The organism is Dyadobacter sp. HNCC25DJ185 (assembly GCF_056895195.1).
Genome location: NZ_JBXHAR010000004.1, coordinates 362,080 through 380,676, shown reverse-complemented (window position 1 = coordinate 380,676; position 18,597 = coordinate 362,080). Strand labels below are relative to the sequence as shown.

The following is an 18,597-nucleotide window of genomic DNA, read 5'->3' as shown; positions in this document are numbered from 1 at the left end:
TTTACTGACCTAAACCGTATTTGATCCAATCTGGTCTGTTGTGCGTATATGAGAAAAAGCACACTAAGATGATGACTTCAAATATAAGGGCGGGGGCTCCGCCGGTGTGGGGGTTGATGGTGGTACCGGCAACGGGTCAGACTGGGACAATAATTTGGAATGGCCCTGCCCTGTTCTACGGAAATTTCACTAGATTGCCTGCACGTAATGTACAATTAAAAGTTAAGCAACTCTTGGCGACAAGCAAGGTAAAATACTCGGAAGAGGAATTGGTGTTAGCTCTCAAGCGAAACGAGCGCACTGCTTTCGAATTCCTGTACGACCACTACTCAGGTGCTTTGTTTAATATCATTTCAAAAACGTTGAGGGACGAGGAGAAAGCCGCAGATGTATTGCAGGAATCCTTTTTGAAGATATGGAAGAATATCGCTTCCTATAACCCCGAGAAAGGAAGATTGTTTACATGGATCATGAACATTGCGAGGAACGGCGCAATAGATGCGGTGAGGGTGGAAGGAAGAAAACCGGCAATGGATGATATTGACGACAGGGCTGTACTGAATCAGCGCGACGTATATGAGGAATCGCAGAATTCCAGTTCGGAAATGAAGGCAATCATCAATATGCTGAGGCCCGAAAGAAAGATCCTTATTGATATGGCCTATTTCCAGGGCTATACCCATGAAGAAATTTCCGAGGAACTTAGCATACCATTAGGTACAGTGAAATCGAGGATCCGAACAGCATTACAAGAGTTAAAACAATACTTTGCAGTATGAATATCCAAGCCTACATAGAGTCCGGTATATTAGAGGAATATGTATTGGGCACTGTTTCTCCTCAGGAAAAGCAGGAAGTGGAGTGCATGTCTCATATTTACCCTGAGATCAAGGAAGAGCTATTACGTACTGAAAGCGCGCTTGAAGAATATGCATTAAAGCATCAGACGGCTCCGCCAGCTTCGCTGAAAGAGTCACTTTTCGCTAGAATGAATTTTGATGCATTGCAGGAAGCGGAAGAAACACCCACCGAAGATCTGACAAGTGATTACGTAGAAAGCATCAGCGGAACCGGCGAGCCGACACAGGTTAGCAGTTCCGACCCGAAGGTGATCGAAAATGTTTTTGATAGAGTTGAAACAAGAGAAGTAACGCCGATTTGGGCAAAAATAGCTGTTGCCGCGGCGATACTACTAGCGATTTTTGCAGGGTACTTTGCTTCGCAAATGTCTAAACTAAAAGACACAAACGAAGAGCTGGCCGGTGAAATGTCGGGCGTAAAAAACGAATTGGCTACGCTGAAACAAGGATTTGACTATAACCAGTCGCTCGCAAGCCTTTACCGGAATCCCGATTTCAAAACCGTGCAAATGGCAGGCCTTGCCAAATCACCAGGAAGTTCGGTAGCCGCATTCTGGAACCAGAAAACCAATGAAGTCATGCTCGACGTGCAAAGCCTTCCGCCAGCGCCTGCCGGCAAGCAATACCAGCTTTGGACGATTGTTGACGGAAAGCCGGTAGATGTGGGAATGCTTGATAACCAGTTTACAGGAAAGGTTTTGAGAATGAAAGAAACCAAACCCGGCGCAGTAGCATTTGCGATCACACTGGAGAAAGAGGGAGGTGTGCCAAGCCCGACGATGGAGGAGATGTATGTGATGGGAAAAGTGAGTTAATTTTGTCATGCTGAGCGGAGTCGAAGCACGCTGCTGGCTAGGCAGGAAGCAAAAAAGCATAGTGCCAAGCCAGTGACGTGCTTCGACTTCGCTCAGCATGACAAAGGCGTTTAAATGCATTTAGATAGTAAGTAAATGAAGCGTCGCAGTTTTTTAGGAAACATCGCACTTACCAGTGCATTAGTCAATAACATGCAAGAAGGTCCGGCCGCACAGTCCGGGCCTTTTTTGCGTGAAAATAAAGCAAAAGAAACCCTCAAAGCCGACCTGGTGATTGCAGGCGGCGGCCTCGGCGGCTGCGCAGCGGCATTTGCAGCATTGCGAAACGGCCTCACCGTAATCCTAACCGAAGAAACCGACTGGATCGGCGGGCAGATATCCCAGCAGGGCGTGCCACCCGACGAGCATCAGTGGATCGAAACCCACGGCGCCCCGAAAGCTTACCGTGATTTCCGCAATGCGATCCGCCAATATTATATCAAAAATTACCCGCTTGCAGAGGAAGCCAAAAATCGCAAAAACCTCAATCCCGGCGATGGTGCTGTGTCGCGCATTTGCTGCGAGCCCAAAGTCGCCGTCGCGGTTCTGAATGATCTGTTTGCGCCTTACCTCAGTACCGGCAAGCTGACGTTACTCACCGAGCACAAAGCAGTTTCCGCCGAAGTGCAGGGCAACCGCGTGACTTCGCTGGAAGTAAAAAACAATCGCTCAGGCAAACATTTGACATTGACCGCGCCCTATTTCGTGGATGCTACCGAGCTGGGCGACCTGCTGCCGATCACCAGCACCGAGTTCGTCACCGGCACCGAATCCAAAGCCGAAACCAACGAGCTCCACGCCCCCGAAAAAGGCAATCCCGACAATGTGCAGGCATTCACTATGTGTTTCGCGATGGATTACCGGCCGGGCGAAAACCACGTCATCGAAAAGCCCGCCGAATATGATTTCTGGCGAAACCACGTCCCCAAAATGAGCAAACCCTGGTCGGGCAGGCTGCTGGACCTGGCGTATTCCAATCCCAAAACCCTCGAACCGAAAACACTCGGCTTCCATCCGGAAGGAATCAAAACCGGCGACGCCCTCAACCTCTGGGTGTACCGCCGCATCATCAGCCGCCAGAACTTCACGCCCGGCACCTACGCGGGCGACATCACGATCGTCAACTGGCCGCAAAACGATTATATGCTCGGCAACCTCGTCGGCGCGAGCGAAAAGGATTTCAAAAAGCACGTCGACCGCGCCAAACAGCTCAGCCTCTCGCTCCTATACTGGCTGCAAACCGAGGCCCCGCGCCCCGACGGCGGCAAAGGCTGGCCCGGCATCCGCCTCCGGAAAGACATCATGGGCACCGACGACGGCCTCGCCAAATACCCCTACGTCCGCGAATCGCGGCGCATCAAGGCACTTTTCACCATCAAAGAAGAACATGTAGGCGCCGCAAACCGCGAAATTGCCATCTCAAACGGAGCTCCCGGCGACAAAACCAAAGCCGCCACCTTCCCCGACAGCGTCGGCATCGGCTACTACCACATCGACCTCCACCCCAGCAGCGCCGGCGACAATTACATCGACTTCGCCTCCCTGCCATTCCAGATCCCCCTCGGCGCCCTCATCCCCATACGCATGGAAAATCTGCTTCCTGCCAATAAGAATATTGGTACTACGCACATTACGAATGGGTGTTATCGGCTTCATCCCGTGGAATGGAGCATTGGGGAGGCTGTGGGGTTGCTGGTGAAGTTTGCTATGGAGAAGAAGGTTGTACCGCGAGGGGTGAGGGAGGATAAGGGGTTGTTGGAAGGGTTTCAGGGGTTTTTGGTGGGGGAAGGGGTGGAGTTGGAGTGGAAGGGGTAGGCGATTTCGATAGGCGAGCTAATTCTGGGATAAACTTATTTTACGGTTGTACATAATAACTGAACTATCGTATTTTACACAAACTTCTTGTTATAGTTACAGAATGCAACTATGCAATTAATAGATAGTACAGTATTACTATTTTGTGCATAGTGATTTCTATCATGAAAGTCTGATTAGATATTTTTAGTCGTGCTAAACAGAACAGATAATGAAAAGAGTTAAGAGCGTAGTATTTAGCACTTTTAAAATTCTTGATAAGTGGTCGACAAATCACTGGGATAAAATCGGTGATATTCTATTGTCCACTCCATACACTGATGAGCGAGGATTTGGATTTACTGATTTATCAATCTCCGATTACCTAATACACGCAAAATTGATAAAGAGGTCATCGACATATATTCAAGATTATGATATTGACAGCAATGGGCTTATAAAGAAGCAAATCTTTTTATACTCTTCGATCGATTTCTCAATAGATTTTAAAATGAATATTTTGATGGTTGAGGGGTCGGGCGCAAATATGAATTCCGTTAAAATTGTTTTTAGAAACATTTTTAACTTTAAGTATGCGACAGATTTGGTTTCATTGAATTTATTAGAAGTTTATAATTCCTTATTAAAAAATGATTTGAAAGTAATCCTTTCCCAAGTAACTGTTAAGAGTTTTATCTATAAAAATGGAATAGTAGGAAGATATTCGGGAGAGGTTTTGGACGAGAGTGTAGGTTTAGAGGTGATTGATGCTTATAATCAAGATATTGTAAAAGCAGTATACAAAATAAAACGAGCGGACCAGCAAGAGTTAATTGTCCAACTTTTTCCTCAGGGTAGCTTGAAAATGTTAGTCGAAGAAGATGACTTTTTTTATCAACTCAACTTTGTTAAAAATATAATTTTTGGATAATGGCAGAAGATCAAGGCGTAAATGGAGATATTTGGAATGATCAAGCAACATCATTATTAAAGCGACTAGGATGGGAACCCGTAGGTGATTCAAATATGGATATTCCCAATGACAAAAATGGAAAGCATGGTGTAGATCGCATGTATACTTACATTGAAGCTGCAAGGGGTGAGTTTGCAGAGTGTGTATTTGGTGAGGCGAAAACCTATAAAACAACTAGCTTTTCTCCTGTGCTTTTGAGTGACTGGGTTAAGAGTGTAGATAAGAAGCTATCAAATATAAAGCATTCGGCAGAGTTTTACGATATGTTCCCTAATTTGCGTGGAATTCCGCTGCGCACAGGATTGATTGTCATTTGGTTTAGTAATGTTGGAGATTATCCAGCGTTCAAAAGTAAATTTAAGGAGGCATCTCAAAAAGTTCAGATTCATTGGAAAAATGAAAATCCTAACAAGATATATGTAATTGAAAATGATATTATTCTACGACTAGCTTCACTTTGTACTTGTATTGCTTCAATAAATGCGTCTGACAAAACACAGAAGAAAGTTCAATTCTATTATCCATCTATCAAATCATCTCCGGCAACACGGTCCCCTGTACTTAATCCAAATTACATGGTCAGTAAGTTTATTTTGGCTGACTTTCTGGACAATAATAATGTTGAAAATAAGCTAGTATTTTATTTTGGTAAATTAAATTTTCGCTCTTTTCAACGGTTAAAGAATGCTATCGCAAACGCAGGATGTCTTGATAAGGATAAGCCATTGACAATTTATACATATGTTCGTGATGCCGAGTTTAGAAAAATTCAGCCTGACGTTTTAAAGCTTTTTGAAGATGTTAAAATAGCGATTAAAGCTATGGATGTATACAACGATTTACCATCATTTATGCAAGAGTAAGATGAATAATTCTTATTATCCTTCAAAGTACGAACTTATTGAGGTTCTTAAAATGACAAGCAGAGGATTTCTGAATGTTTTTGCACAGGAGAGAGGTTTGTTTATAACAAATATGAATATTGGGAGTTTGGCTGAGGAAGTATCCAATCTTTATTTGGAGGATGATGATTTGGAAGTGATTCGAAATGAAGCATACCATCGCAATACAAATCACGCGCTATCAGGGTTTGTTGTTGAATCAACTATGTCAAACTTCAACTTGCAGAATTCTTACCAACGCATCTTTGAGAATGGCGAACGTAAACCAGGGCTAGTGCTTACTGCGCCTACAATTGTCTCTGGGAGTTCAGATACCTATAAAGCCTCATTAGAATATGTTAGAAAAAGGCCAGGAAGAATCGAGTTTTTGCAAGATGAAAAAAGTTCATTTGACTTTTTCATGAAGAATTTGGGAAATGGGCGCTGGAAAGTTGAGCTTGACAGTAGTCGTTCTACGGATATTAAAGAATTGAAGGATCTTTTAGATCAAGGACTAAGAAAAGAAGATGAAATTAAAGAGATTGACCAGAAACTTCTTACGGCGGAGTTGTCAATTCAATTTTTTGATGATCTTACAAAGGTTGGAATGGGCGATGAATGGATGTTTTTAGATGTAAAGCATTTAACATTGAAGAAAGGCTCGGATATAGATTTAGATGATAGCAAAGCAGCGGAAAGTGATGGTGAAAAGACAGAAGAGGCTAGTAAAGAAGAATTAGTAGGAATTACGCAGGCGATCTTATCCGGGCAGAATCTTCGAGAAAATTCGTTTGTTCAGCAATCGGTAGCGAGTGGATATCGATTTAATGCGATGACATATGAATTCTCTAACGTCAAGAATCCACATTTTATCCAAGTAAAGGCAGAGTTCAAACTTCGTCCAAAGGTTTTTGAAATCACTATTATTAATTTTTCTGAAAGTACACATGTTGCGGCTACGAGAACTCCTATTGATCTATTGCCAAATGTTAACCGAACTCTTAGATCAAATTTTTGGAACAATTCGTTAACACTTTTTAATCAGTTAATAAAGAAAAATGCCTCGTAGAGACAAAGGACGAGATCGATTCAGAATTAGTTAAGTGTCGGTTATGCCGGCACATAAGAAGTTATTTTTCAGTCTTATAAGGGATAAGATACGTTCGATTGAATTGAACGCGTTAAATATGAATACCTTAATAGTAAATTTGGGATATCATAATAAGGCCCTATTTCCCAATCAACCGCTCCAACCGCCCCATCATCTCATCCTTCTCCTTCAACATCCGCTCATAAAGCTCCATCTTCTCCTCATGCAACTTTCTAATTTCTGCGATTGGATTGACATTGAATGTTGAATGCGGATTACCTAAATAAGCCTGGTCGTGAAATGTATTTGAAATGATATTGATAGCCTGATCCTCATCAAAATTCCGAATTGCCTCGGCGGGGATTTTAAGGATTGCCGAAACTTGTTCGAGAATGTCGGCATCGATTTTTTCTTTTTGTTCGAGGAGGGAAATTTTTTGCTGGTTCCACTCTTCGCCGAGCTGAAACGCCAGGTAATCCTGCTTGATATTCATCATCTCCCGAAATCTTTTAAGATTGCGGCCTTCGTGGATCTTCGGGTTGGAGGTAGTATGTGCCATGCGGATCGGGTTTTGGTTAATGAGGCAATTTATATAAATCCGGCGGTAAGTTTCGGGTAATTTACACGCATTTCGGCGTAAAGTACTAGTCTGGCGTGTTGGGTATTTCTTGGGGGAATTTGAGTTTTGTGCTGGCTCGGTCGTATTTGCGCTTCGACTGCGCTCAGCGTGACAAAAGGTGAGTGCTAAGCTTTGTCATGCTGAGGGTAGTCGAAGCACAGGCAAGATGCTACGTAAAAGCTATTTTCACACATTAAATAACAGACAAATGGAGGCAAAAACACACTTAGATGAATCGGCAAATGCCCAATCCGCCGACGCATCCACAAATTTACGTTTGCTGGCATACGGCAGGGAAGTGGGCGAGTTGCTGAGCAGCAGTAGTGCACAAAGCTGGATCGAGCAGGTATGGACGATGTTCGGCGGCTACATGCTCGCCCAAAAAGAGCTGGGCCACACGCCGGGGCTTTGTGATACGTTCTGGTCGTTCAAGGAGCTGCTGGAATTTTTTGAGAAGGTGGAGCGGATTAGGCGTGGGGAGGGGTAGTGGAAATAGTCTGTGCAGGTGGAATCTGGCCGGGATTGGTATCACAGAAATTATCATAACCAGGAGCCGCTTCCCGACGGCGATATTCAGAATTTTCCATCTTATCACTCCTTCGGTGCCGGCATCTTCGCCGAGCGAATGCTTAATTCGAAATTCTCGCTTCTTGGTCAATTAAATTACACACAAAAGAAAATGCCCCCCGATATATTCGGCGAGCCAAGTACGACTGGCGCACGTTGGGTTACGAAGGAAGTTCATTATCGAGGGGCTGCGGACATTGGCTTGCGCTGGTATGTGAATCACAAATCTCAGGTCAGGCTTTTTGTTGACGGGAAATTAGGCGCAAATATGTTGATTGCGGCAGTTCAGCGGGTAGAAGGTTTTGGGAATGTTGTGACCTGGAATGTATTTGGTTACCAGCGGATAAATCCGGTCGCATCTGGTTCGGTGGGAATTAAATGGCGACGTTTGGCAGTTTGCGCGGAATACCGGCAGGATCTATCGGCGGTGAAAAGGAATCGTACTGCGACGGGGATTAAGGGGCAGGCGTTGGTTGGGAAAGTTGCGCTGAGTTTGTTTCGGGTGCGTGGGTTAGAAAAATAGAATAGGTACTGCTTGTAAGCGTTTTTCCTGAAAAGGTCCCATTTCTAACTACTTTTCACAATTATTAAGCGTATTTCAAAAAAAAAGCGAGCAGCGCTTCGCGCCGCTCGCTCCCAAAAATCAATTCCCGTCAGTTTCAACTGACGGATCAACAAAACACAAATCACTTCTTCGCCTTCTTCAGCGCCTCCGTCGTCAACCAATACTTCGCAACCATATTCGGCACCTCCCACTCCGGCAGCTTGCCTGCTTTCAAATACTCCATATACTTGTTCGCAACCTGCGCAAAATGCGACTCGTGGCCGGTATCGTATTTGGCGGGAATCGAAATTTCCCAGCCGGCTGCGATCTTCTTCAATTCCACGCCCGGATATTTATCCTGCACGGTTTTAAATGCTGCTGCCACGCCGTCTTCGTAAGCTTTTGACTTGTCTGTATTTTCAATAAATAGCACCGGCTTGTACTTCTGCTCGGCGCCCTGGCGGACGATCAGGTTGGCTTTGGAGCCTTTCATGATCGAGTAATGCGTGTCGCCGGTGCCTTCCGGGGCCTGGAATTTCCAGAGGACGGACACTTTTGCGTGCACGCCTTTGAGCTTGTAGGTCATTTCACCATTTGAATACACATTCAAAACCGTATCCTTCACGTCTTTTTTCAGGAAGTCGGGGTACGTTTCGCTTTTGGTCACGAGCTTGAACTGCGATGGCGTCAGCTGCGTGGCGGTACGTTTTGCCGAAAGCAATTCCAGATCCTTTTGATAATCCAGACTCACATTCGGAAATGCACTCCATTGTACCAGGTCCACGAGGTGCGTCGTCACGTCCACCATGCCTTCGCCCTGCTGGGCTACGTCGAAAAACCAGGTCGGGCGTACCAGCGGCTCGCCGGAAATGTATTTGAAATAATGGTGCACACTCTCCTTCATGACCGCAGGATTTTCGGGCGTACCTTTTTGCAGCTCGCCAAAAATCGTTGGGATTGAAGCCAGCTCGCGCTGCAAAGTGTTGGTGATCTCATAACGTTCGGTCATGATATCGTAGAGAAGCACTTTGTTTTTCTCCGCGCTCGCAAACGCTTCTTTTAGTTTGTCAAATCCCGGCGCGTCGATCGCCATCGGTTTGTCGGCCAGCACATTCAGGCCGGCGTCGACGGATCTCTTAATGTAATCGGTTTTCTTTTGATTATTCCCAGCCAGAACCACCACATTACCTTTCTTCTCGGCCAGCATTTTTTCCATGAAATCCGCGCCGGTGTACACTTCTTCTTTCCAGTGCGTCGGATCTTCCGGGCGGGTGTTGTACTTCTCAACTTTGTCGAGATAAGCCTTCACATCCGGGCCTTCGCTGGCGTACACATACGCGACCGAATCCACATCGGCATACATAGACTTTTGAACCAGCGCCGCGTGGAAATGCCCCGGCTCGACCACGATCAGACTTAACGGTTTTTTCGCCGCCTCTTCCTTTGCCTCCTCTTTTTTAGTACATGCCTGATTAAATGCCATTGCGCTCAATAAAGCGATTGTCAAGAGTTTTTTCTTCATTATTGATGGATTGAGGTATTAGGTGCAAGATAATTTCAAATCGAAACTATGCCTGACTGTAAGACGAAATTTCTTTCAATTTCCCTGAACTGTCTTTGTCAATAAATAAAATGGCATGTGGATGATTGCGTAGGATTGTGGAAGGGAACGCTTCCTGGATATCTTCGGCGATGGTATGGTAAATCGCATCCGCTTTTTTCTCGCCGGGAACGATGCAATAAGCGTATCTGGCTTTCAGTAAAGTGGGTATGGTAAGGGTTAATGCCGTTTCAGGGACTTCGTCAAATGTATCGAAACAGGCATCATGTACCTGCTGCTGGCGGCAGGCATGGTCGAGCTCCACTTGTTTTACAATCAAAGGATCATCAAAAAACGCCACGTGCGGATCGTTGAATGCAAGGTGGCCGTTTTCGCCAATTCCCAGACAAACGATATCAATTGGGTTGTCCAGCAACAATTGCGCATACCTTTCACATTCCTTGTTCAGATCGGTAGCGTTACCGTTTAGGTATGAAACAGAATGTACAGGGACGTGATCAAACAAGCGCACTTTCAGGAAGTAGCCGAAATTTTGAGGTGCGTCGGCGGCGATACCCACATATTCGTCCATGTGAAATGCATTGATCTTTTCCCATTGAATCCCGGTCTCGGTTTTCAATGCGGCCAGAAATTCATTTTGGGAAGGGGCGGAAGCGAAAATGATATTTACAAATTCTCTGTTGTCCTGCAGTTCACGGATTTTGTCGGCCACCGCTTTCGCCGCAGCACTGCCCATTTCCTGCCTTGTGTCAAAGATTTTTACTTCCAGATTGTCAACTTTCATTCTTTGTGTAGTTAGATCTAATGTTTTTGGTAAATGGTTTTTCCGGCCACGATGGTGCGCTGGATATTTATATTTTGGTCAAAGATCACAATGTCGGCGTCCTTCCCGGCGGCGAGCGTGCCTTTCTTACTATCTACGCCCATAATCCGCGCCGGGGTAGTGGAGGCCATTCGTACCGCATCGAGCAACGAAACATCGGCGATCTGGACCATATTTCTTACAAGACGATCAAATGTGGAAACACTCCCTGCAAAAGAAGTCCGATCGGGCAATTTTGCGACGCCATCTTCCACGATCACTTTCAGGCCATTTTTGAGCGAACCCAATGTACTTTCACCCTCGGGCATCCCGGCGGCTCGCATCGCATCAGTAATCAATGCAGTGCGGTCGGCTCCTTTTATTTTATAGATCAATTTCAAAAGCGGTGCAGGTAAATGCACGCCATCCGCAATGATCTCCACATCCATATCCAGCAAAAAAGCGCTCTCAATCGTCCCGGCATACCGAAATGCATTCCGCCGCGTCACGCCCGACATTGCCGAATACAAATGCGTCGCCAAAGTGTAGCCGTTTTCATAAGCTTCCAGCACATCTTCATAAATCGCATCGGTATGCGCCACAGCAGCCAGAATGCCTTTTTGTTTCAATCTTTTGCCAAAATCAATCGCTCCCGGCAACTCCGGCGCCGCGCTCCACCGGGTGATCGACGGAGAATAAGCCAGCACTTCTTCATATTCGGCAGGATCAGGATTCCGAATGTACCGCGGGTCCTGCGCGCCTCTTTGGCTCAATGCGAAATAAGGGCCCTCCAAATGCATTCCGAGGAATTGCGCGCCTTTGGTGTTGATTGCATTTGCCTTTTCATAATTGTCGAGGGTGAGCAGCAAATCCTCCTTTTCACTGGTCAATGTCGTCGGTACCATCGCAGTAGTACCATATTGGGCATGTGTCTCGGCGATTCCCAAAAATGCCGCCACGCTGCCATCCATAAAATCATGTCCGCCGCCACCGTGGATGTGAATGTCGATGAAACCGGGGGCAACGTAATGTCCGGCGGCGTCGATGATTTCGGCATCGGGTACCTCAATGTCTCCCTGATGCACTCCGGTAATTTTGCCACCTTCTATTACTAGTGTACCTTGTTTGATGTACCGGTAGGGGGTTATTAGTGTGGCGTTCGTGATCTTACTCCTCATGCATGTTTAATTATTCGCACTGATGCGTTTTGTTACGGTGCGCTGCACCTTTTATTTTGATATATTCTTTATCTACAAATCTTTCGGTGCTCTGCACCTACAAATCATTTTGGCGTGCATTCCTACAAACCTTACAGGGCTCTGCGCTTATAAATCTTTCGGCACTTTGCACCTAGGAATCCTGCTAACTCTACGCCTATTCATGCAGGGCGCAGGGCGCCGAAAGATTTGTAGAAATGCAAACGCGACAAAAGCATCAGGTGCAGCGCACCGTAACTATATTTTCCAAATCAAATCCCCCACTTCCTCAACTTATGCCCCTTCGCCGCATAAAAAACCAGATACAAATAACAAGGCAGCAAAACCCAATATGCCTGACGCACATCAAACTGATCGGCGAAATACCCGTAAAAAAGCGGCATGATCGCGTTTCCGCAAAGTCCCATGATCATGATCGAGGCGCCTAGCTTGGTGAATCTTCCCAGATCATCCAGCGCCAGCGGCCAGATCCCGGCCCAAACCAGCGAGTTGGCCAGCCCGAGCAGCACGACGAACCAGATTGAAATATCCGTCGAGTGACCCAGGAAGTTGACTTGTCCGTGGGTAAAAATGATCAGCAATGTGAATGTGGTCCCGAGCAATGTGCAGATTCTCAATGCATTCACCTGACTGATGAATCGCGGAATCACCGTGATCCCGATCAGATACCCGCAGATCGTGCAGAACAATGTGTAGGATGGAAATACCTTCGCTTCGAGCAAATCGATGCCCATTGAGTTGGCATAACCAATGATGGTATCGATCGCAATCACCTGGGTACCAACATGTAAAAAGATCGCCAGCGCGCCGAGGATCAAATGTGGGAACTGGAAAATGCTGTTCTTCCCGGCATTTGCACTCGCGATTTCTTCGCTCTCGTGCTCGGTATCGATTTCGGGAAGCGGCGATTTGTAAACCAGGTAACCCAGCACAAACAGGAAACTTCCCAGGCCAATGTAAGGATTGATCACCCTCCGGATCAGCTCGTCCAGCGCTGCGCTCCGTTCCAGGTCGGTCATCGTGGCGAGCTGCTTGAACAGGTCCGTATCAGTAGGTTTAAGGATTACTGCCGCAAAAATGATCGGCGACAAAATGCCCGCGGCTTTGTTACAAATCCCCATCATACTGATCCGCTGCGCGGCCCGCTCTTTGGCTCCCAGAATGGTAATGTAAGGATTAGCGGCAGTTTGCAGGATGGACAGGCCGATACCGATCGTAAAAAGACCCATCAAAAAGATCTCGTAAGTCCGCGTCATCGCAGCCGGCACGAAAATGAAAGCCCCCAGCGCCATCGCCCAGAACCCGATCATCATCCCCTTTTTGAAACCCAGCGTCCGCAGCAAATACGAAGCCGGCACCGACATGACGAAATACGCAATATAAAAAGCAAATGCGACCAGATAAGCCTGAAAACTGGTCAGCTCGCAGGCGATCTTGAAATAAGGGATCAGGATCGAATTGACCCAGGAAATAAATCCAAAAATGAAAAACATCACCCCGATCAAAAACACCGAAATGTTGGTCTCGGCGCGGGTCAGGCTTTCAACTTTTACTGCGACTGTTGCTGCTTTCATTGATTTATTTTATCGGTTGGCATCGGGCATGGGTTCCTGGGGTTAAAGTCCCGGGATATGAAATCTGTGACCGCTCTGCGGTCTGGTTTAAACCGCAGAGCGGTGATCCATCAATTGCCCCGGGTTTCAACCCGGGGATTCAAAGCAAAAGCAAAAGCAAAAACAAGAATCAAGGATCTGATCAAACAGTAGGCTCCCAGCCTTTCTCATATTCCCGCTTCCAAAGCTTCTCAGCGGCTTTATTACCTTTGATATGTCCATTCGTCGGATCCACATTCAATGTCTCCCCAGTCCGGATCGCAATGTTGCCGAGCTGCGCCAGCAATGTACTCTGATGTCCGCCCACAATCTCGGAAGCCAGGGGCGTGCCTTTCTTAATCGCGTCAAAGAAGTTCTGAATGTGCAGCGCGTCGAGTCCCTGCGACGGGTTCATTTTATTCCTCGGATCGATCACAAAGTCATTTTTTACCTCCTTAACAACTTTATTATCAAGCCCGTAAATCGTGTAGGCATTGCCTTCCCAGATTTGAAGCGAACCATTATCTCCATAAAAAACAACCCCGACACTGCTGCCTTCATTGGTCCGACCATTACAGCTGCGGCCTTCCCACGACATCGCGGTATTGTTGGCAAATTCAAGATTGATGACTTGTGTATCAGGCGTTTCCCAATCATCTTTATACCGATAGCGACCGCCCGAAGAAGTGACGCGCGTCGGGTAATCCACCTGCAGCCCCCAGCGCATCAGGTCCAGCATGTGGGTGCCATTGTTCAATGCTTCACCAGTTCCCCAGTGCCAGAACCAATGCCAGTTATAGTGAACGACATTGTCCTTGTATGCGCGCCGTGGAGCCGGGCCTTGCCACAAGTCGTAGTTCAGCCAGGATGGGACGGCTGTTTCTTTGCCTACCCCAATGGAAGCACGGTTGTTGGTATACCAGCCTTTCACAAAATAGGCCCTGCCGATGGCACCGTTGTGTACTTCTTTAATCGCCGCTGCCACATTGGGCCACGAACGACGCTGGTTACCCATTTGGATCACATTCTTATATTTCTTGGCAACTGCGATCAGGATCTCGCCTTCATGGGGGTTATGGCTGCAAGGTTTTTCCAGATAAACATGCTTGCCCGCCTTGGAGGCAAGGATTGCTGCCGGCGCGTGCCAGTGATCTGGAGCTGCTATGACGAGCGCATCCATATCCTTATTTTCCAATGCCTTGCGGAAATCAGGGACGTCGGCAGGTTTGTACTTCGCAATGTCATTGACGGTCGAGATCGCTTTTTCAGCTGCGCGGGTGTCCACATCCGAGATGGATACGACCTCGCAATTCGGCTGCAACGCGTAATTGGAAGATAATGCCAATCCGCGGCTGTTGACGCCCATGATACCCACCCGTACCTTTTCATTTGCACCGAGGATTTTACCATAACTTTTTGGGCTGAACCCCGGAAGTACCCCTCCAAAAGTTACCACAGCACTTCCCGCCAGGGTCTTTTTTAAAAATTCTCTTCTGTTATCCATTGTATTCAAATCCATATCTGTCTTCGTCTGGTTGATATTATTTTGCATGGGATAAGCGTTAAAGTCATCAAATTTTAAAAGCCATGAACCAGGAATCATACTGCTACTTATCCTTCGATTTGCGGCGCCCAGTAAGTGCAATACCCGGTTGTCATGACGGGCCCTTTGAACAACTGGCAATTTCCGCAGCCAATACCAGGCTTGGGCGGGAGAAAAAGCTGGCAATTCCCGCATTTGGATTCAGGGATCGGTGAGTCCTTCACATAACCCAGCTTTTTGCGGGTATTGAGATCGTTCTCGCTGACATTGGAAAAATCATTGCAGGGATCTTTGGCGACCGGCTTTTCCTCTGATTTTTTCTCTTCCTTTTTGGATGAACAACCATAAAGCCAAAACCCGCTACCCGCCAAAAGTGAGGTTGTATGAAAAGCCTTTGTGATAAATTTTCGCCTGTTAATTTCCAATTTCATTTTACTGCTAGGGATTTGTCTGGATTCTTGCGGGACGCAATGGTTTTGTTCAGGTCTGTCAGGAATTTCTCTTTTTCCTCGTCCTTCACTTTAAAAAATGTGTATTTGTCATTCAGTAATTTCAAAAATGCTTCGGTGGATCCGGCTTCGGAACTCAACACGGCCAATCTGAACCACTGGTCTTTGTAATGTTTTTGCAGGATCTCAGCCAGTGCATTGGCGGATTGCGCCGAAGGGAAATTTCCAATGGTCAGAGTGGCCTGAAAGGCGACCCTCGGCGAGGCGTCGGAAGTCCTTTTGATCACTTCGGGCAATAGGGCGGGATAGGCCTCCGAAAGGATGATCCCATGTTCCCGTACGCCGGGTTCTGCATCGTTTATCGCCTTTTTCACGGTTTCTGCGGTCAATGCGTCCAATCCTTCCATTACATACAAGGCGCTAAGCCGCGTTCTTGAATCGGAATTAGTCAGGAACAAGTTGTTAACTTCCGGTAAAACCGACTTATCCTGCTTTTCCAAGAGTAATTTCTGTGCATATAGACGCGCCCATTGGTTTTTGCCGGAAAGGGTTTTTACCAATTCCGCGGGAGTCATTTTGGTCAGGTCCGGGATCGCTGCTTTTGCTGAAGCTGCATTTTTGGGGGTGATTTTGTAAATCCTTCCTTTGTCCATGCCTGCCGTAAAATCCATATCCGCTTTGAGTTCTTCCGGGATCGAAACCGGCGTTTCAATGTGCTGACGGTACATATCAATCACATAGAGCGCGCCATCCGGGCCAACTGTGAAATTCGCAGGACGGAACCACGGATCTTTTGACGCCAGAAATTCACGTTCAGGCTCCGCAATGCTGTCGCGGCGCGCAGCGTAGGCGGGGCTGTCCTTAACCAGTTTCAAAACATCTCTATGGACCAGGTTGCCGGCCACATCCCCGGTGAAAATGTTACCATAATATTCAGCTGGAAAAAGGGTGCCGTTATACATCGTTCCGCCCGAAGCCCCCGTAAAATGATCTTCGGCATATTCAGTCCTGTCCAGATTCTGTTCCTTGTATTGCTTATTGCGCTGGGCCGAACGTTCAGCACGCCAGTAAGGTGGTGGCGTAATCTGGTACATGATCGATTCGTCATTGGAAATGTCTGTCACCCCATTCGTCGAAGGGAGATAGGGATGACGGTGCGTATAGCGCCAGGGAATAACTGCCTGTCGGATGTGGAGCGTGTTTTGAGATACAAAACGGTGGCCCCAATCATCGAACGTCTGGCCGAATTGTGCCGGGCCGGTCTCCTGCTCGAACTTGTTTTTATCCAGCCGGAATCGAAAATCGGCGCTACGCATGGCAAGGGCGGGAGCATTCGGTTGTTGGGTAAAAGTCACCTTGCCTTCCTGGCCATGGTTGGAGGCATAGATCCAGTTATCTACCCCGAAGCGCAAATTGGTAATCTGCGCTTCTGAGTTCGTATCAAAAAATCCGGTAAACAAAACCTCTTTGATATCTGCCTTGAAATCCCCAGTGGTATCTTTCATAAAATAGATATTGGGAGCGGCGGTAACTAATAAGCCACCTTTCCAGGGCAATACACTGGTCGCCTCTGACAGGCTATCAGCAAAGATCACCGACTTGTCAATCCGTCCGTCGCCGTCCGTATCCGAAAGCATCCGAATACTTCCTTTGGCTTTTCCAGGCTCGGGTTTGTAAGGATAATCGGGCATTTCGACAACGAACACATTACCTTTCTCATCAAAAGTCATTTCCACCGGATCCAATACAAACGGTTCGGCGGCGAAGACTTCTATTTTGAAGTTTTCGTCCAGTTCGAAGCTCTTCAATGCTTCTTCGGGAGAGAGTGCGTCCGCGTACCGTTTTTTGGAGCAGGATGCGGAAAGCAGTAAGGTGCACGTCAGAACAAAAAAAGAAATTTGTTTCATAATCAGCGGGTTATTTAAATGGATGAGGGATTTTAACCAAATCCTGAATGACTTTGCCTTCGTGTATAAAGCGCGCTAGTGTATAAACAGTACCATCCGCGCCCACGGCAATGGAATTCACGTAAGTGGGCCTTTCACCGTCTTCGTAGAAAACCGGACCGTGATCTATGTATGTCTGCGTCGGTAAATGATATGTGATCAAGTGCAGATTCTCCAATCCTTTTGCAGCGCCTTTCGCAATTTGTGTCTCGCCTTTTACCCGTTTTCCGTCAATGTATACCGGGCCGCCGGTCAGATAGTAAATCGTCTCCTGATCAGGACCAAGCTGAAACCCAAGATAGCCGTAGCTGAATTGGTCGAACATCCCACTCTTTTTGGAAGGGCTGGAAGTGATGCGCTCGACGATTTGAATGGTTTCTGCTTTCGGGTCAAAACGGAACAAATATCCCGAGTTGCCATGCACGCCGTAGGCCACATTTTCATGGGGATGCCAGAAAATCTTACGCCAATTGTACGACATGCTTCCTGGCCGCGTAGGATCGTATTTACCAAAATAGTCCAGCCGCAAATCCACATTTTCAAGCTTATTTATGATGCTTTTTTCGGGGTCATAACAAAAGATGTCACCTTCGGCCACGGAAAAATAAACCGCTCCACTTCGGGCATCTACAAACAGCGAACGGCATAGCGATCGGAAATCATCACCTGGGGTACCGGCTTCGCCGTTTGCGGAGATCGGCCCAAGGTTCTTCAATTCATTTTTTTCAATATCATAATGAACGAAATTTCCTTTCGGCCAGGTAATACCGTAAAGCTGTCCGCGGTCGCGGTCCATGGTCATCGAAACTACGCCTTCGCCATTTGGAACAGTTGCAAGGTCTTCGAACTGGCCTGTTTTTAAATCATAAGATAAAAAATGGCCTCCCGGATAAAGTCCGTAACCTGCTGGCGGTGTTTCCGGCAGGCGATCCATTCCATCAATCAATTGATAAAAACCAACGTGCGTCGAAAAGTAAAGTTTCCCTTTTCTTTCATAAAAGCGCACATGACTTTTACCCTGGGGGATCGCTTTCAAGTCCGTTTCGCCACATATGTCGGTGAGGTCGCCAATGAATCTGATCGAATCGCCGGCCGGGTCATACACATACATCTGCCCTCCGATTTCGTGGTTATCGGACGAAAGGACATAGTAAATCTTCCCGTCACTTGCCGCCGAAATGGCATTATAGGTGTCGTGCGCCCTTTCAAAACCGGAATAATAATGTTTCGCAGTCAAAGACCCTTCCTCGGTGAGTGCCTCGAATGCGACAGAATAGCCTGTATTGTCCACTTGTACTGAATTGC

At 46.9% G+C, this 18,597-nt stretch carries 17 protein-coding genes; 8 read left to right on the top strand and 9 right to left on the bottom strand.

Annotation, left to right across the window (positions count from 1 at the left end):
• The first annotated feature begins 233 nt into the window (after positions 1-233).
• The 6 genes from AC1XUF_RS13445 to AC1XUF_RS13420 all read left to right on the top strand — a co-directional run bounded on the left by AC1XUF_RS13445 (position 234) and on the right by AC1XUF_RS13420 (position 6,431).
• The gene (locus AC1XUF_RS13445; protein WP_483342319.1) at positions 234-779 is read left to right on the top strand and encodes an RNA polymerase sigma factor; all 546 of its coding nucleotides are present in this window, start codon (positions 234-236) and stop codon (positions 777-779) included.
• Entirely contained in the window at positions 776-1,675 is a 900-nt protein-coding gene (locus AC1XUF_RS13440; RefSeq protein WP_483342318.1) for an anti-sigma factor, read from the top strand. Before AC1XUF_RS13445 ends, AC1XUF_RS13440 begins: the two co-directional genes overlap by 4 nt.
• A 135-nt stretch (positions 1,676-1,810) precedes the next feature.
• Complete coding sequence (locus tag AC1XUF_RS13435; RefSeq protein ID WP_483342317.1) at positions 1,811-3,529, top strand: FAD-dependent oxidoreductase; 1,719 nt, start codon at positions 1,811-1,813, stop codon at positions 3,527-3,529.
• Between the two features lie 211 nt (positions 3,530-3,740).
• A complete protein-coding gene (locus AC1XUF_RS13430) occupies positions 3,741-4,439 on the top strand; it encodes a hypothetical protein (protein ID WP_483342316.1) in 699 nt (232 codons plus the stop codon).
• Complete coding sequence (locus tag AC1XUF_RS13425; RefSeq protein WP_483342315.1) at positions 4,439-5,344, top strand: PD-(D/E)XK nuclease domain-containing protein; 906 nt, start codon at positions 4,439-4,441, stop codon at positions 5,342-5,344. The genes AC1XUF_RS13430 and AC1XUF_RS13425 overlap by 1 nt, the downstream gene beginning before the upstream one ends.
• Before the next feature lies 1 nt (position 5,345).
• Positions 5,346-6,431: a hypothetical protein gene (locus AC1XUF_RS13420; protein WP_483342314.1), complete on the top strand. Its 1,086-nt coding sequence runs from the start codon at positions 5,346-5,348 to the stop codon at positions 6,429-6,431.
• Positions 6,432-6,591: 160 nt separating this feature from the next.
• Here the strand turns inward: AC1XUF_RS13420 and AC1XUF_RS13415 are convergent, their stop codons facing one another.
• Entirely contained in the window at positions 6,592-7,011 is a 420-nt protein-coding gene (locus AC1XUF_RS13415) for a helix-turn-helix domain-containing protein (RefSeq protein ID WP_483342313.1), read from the bottom strand.
• 226 nt (positions 7,012-7,237) lie between these two features.
• On the opposite strand from AC1XUF_RS13415, the gene AC1XUF_RS13410 reads away from it, so the two are divergent.
• Together AC1XUF_RS13410 and AC1XUF_RS13405 are read left to right on the top strand one after the other, a co-directional pair.
• A complete protein-coding gene (locus AC1XUF_RS13410; protein ID WP_483342312.1) occupies positions 7,238-7,558 on the top strand; it encodes a hypothetical protein in 321 nt (106 codons plus the stop codon).
• Between the two features lie 12 nt (positions 7,559-7,570).
• Positions 7,571-8,161, top strand: coding sequence for a hypothetical protein (locus AC1XUF_RS13405; protein ID WP_483342311.1), 591 nt, complete (start codon positions 7,571-7,573; stop codon positions 8,159-8,161).
• A 163-nt stretch (positions 8,162-8,324) separates the two neighbouring features.
• On the opposite strand, the gene AC1XUF_RS13400 is transcribed toward AC1XUF_RS13405, so the two are convergent.
• From AC1XUF_RS13400 to AC1XUF_RS13365, 8 genes are all read right to left on the bottom strand, one after another.
• Positions 8,325-9,704 (bottom strand): putative oxidoreductase C-terminal domain-containing protein, encoded by a 1,380-nt coding sequence (locus AC1XUF_RS13400; RefSeq protein WP_483342310.1) that lies wholly within the window; start codon positions 9,702-9,704, stop codon positions 8,325-8,327.
• A gap of 46 nt (positions 9,705-9,750) precedes the next feature.
• On the bottom strand, positions 9,751-10,527 hold the full coding sequence (locus tag AC1XUF_RS13395) for a glucosamine-6-phosphate deaminase (RefSeq protein WP_483342309.1): 777 nt from the start codon (positions 10,525-10,527) through the stop codon (positions 9,751-9,753).
• 17 nt (positions 10,528-10,544) lie between these two features.
• Positions 10,545-11,723: an N-acetylglucosamine-6-phosphate deacetylase gene (nagA, locus tag AC1XUF_RS13390; protein ID WP_483342308.1), complete on the bottom strand. Its 1,179-nt coding sequence runs from the start codon at positions 11,721-11,723 to the stop codon at positions 10,545-10,547.
• Positions 11,724-12,013: 290 nt separating this feature from the next.
• The gene (locus AC1XUF_RS13385; RefSeq protein WP_483342307.1) at positions 12,014-13,336 is read right to left on the bottom strand and encodes a sugar MFS transporter; all 1,323 of its coding nucleotides are present in this window, start codon (positions 13,334-13,336) and stop codon (positions 12,014-12,016) included.
• 181 nt (positions 13,337-13,517) lie between these two features.
• Positions 13,518-14,906 (bottom strand): Gfo/Idh/MocA family protein, encoded by a 1,389-nt coding sequence (locus AC1XUF_RS13380; protein ID WP_483342306.1) that lies wholly within the window; start codon positions 14,904-14,906, stop codon positions 13,518-13,520.
• A 59-nt stretch (positions 14,907-14,965) separates the two neighbouring features.
• Positions 14,966-15,328, bottom strand: a complete 363-nt coding sequence (locus tag AC1XUF_RS13375; protein WP_483342305.1) for a high-potential iron-sulfur protein — start codon at positions 15,326-15,328, stop codon at positions 14,966-14,968.
• Positions 15,325-17,253: a PVC-type heme-binding CxxCH protein gene (locus AC1XUF_RS13370; protein WP_483342304.1), complete on the bottom strand. Its 1,929-nt coding sequence runs from the start codon at positions 17,251-17,253 to the stop codon at positions 15,325-15,327. Before AC1XUF_RS13370 ends, AC1XUF_RS13375 begins: the two co-directional genes overlap by 4 nt.
• Positions 17,254-17,263: 10 nt before the next feature.
• Positions 17,264-18,583 (bottom strand): hypothetical protein, encoded by a 1,320-nt coding sequence (locus tag AC1XUF_RS13365; protein ID WP_483342303.1) that lies wholly within the window; start codon positions 18,581-18,583, stop codon positions 17,264-17,266.
• Between the last annotated feature and the right edge of the window lie 14 nt (positions 18,584-18,597).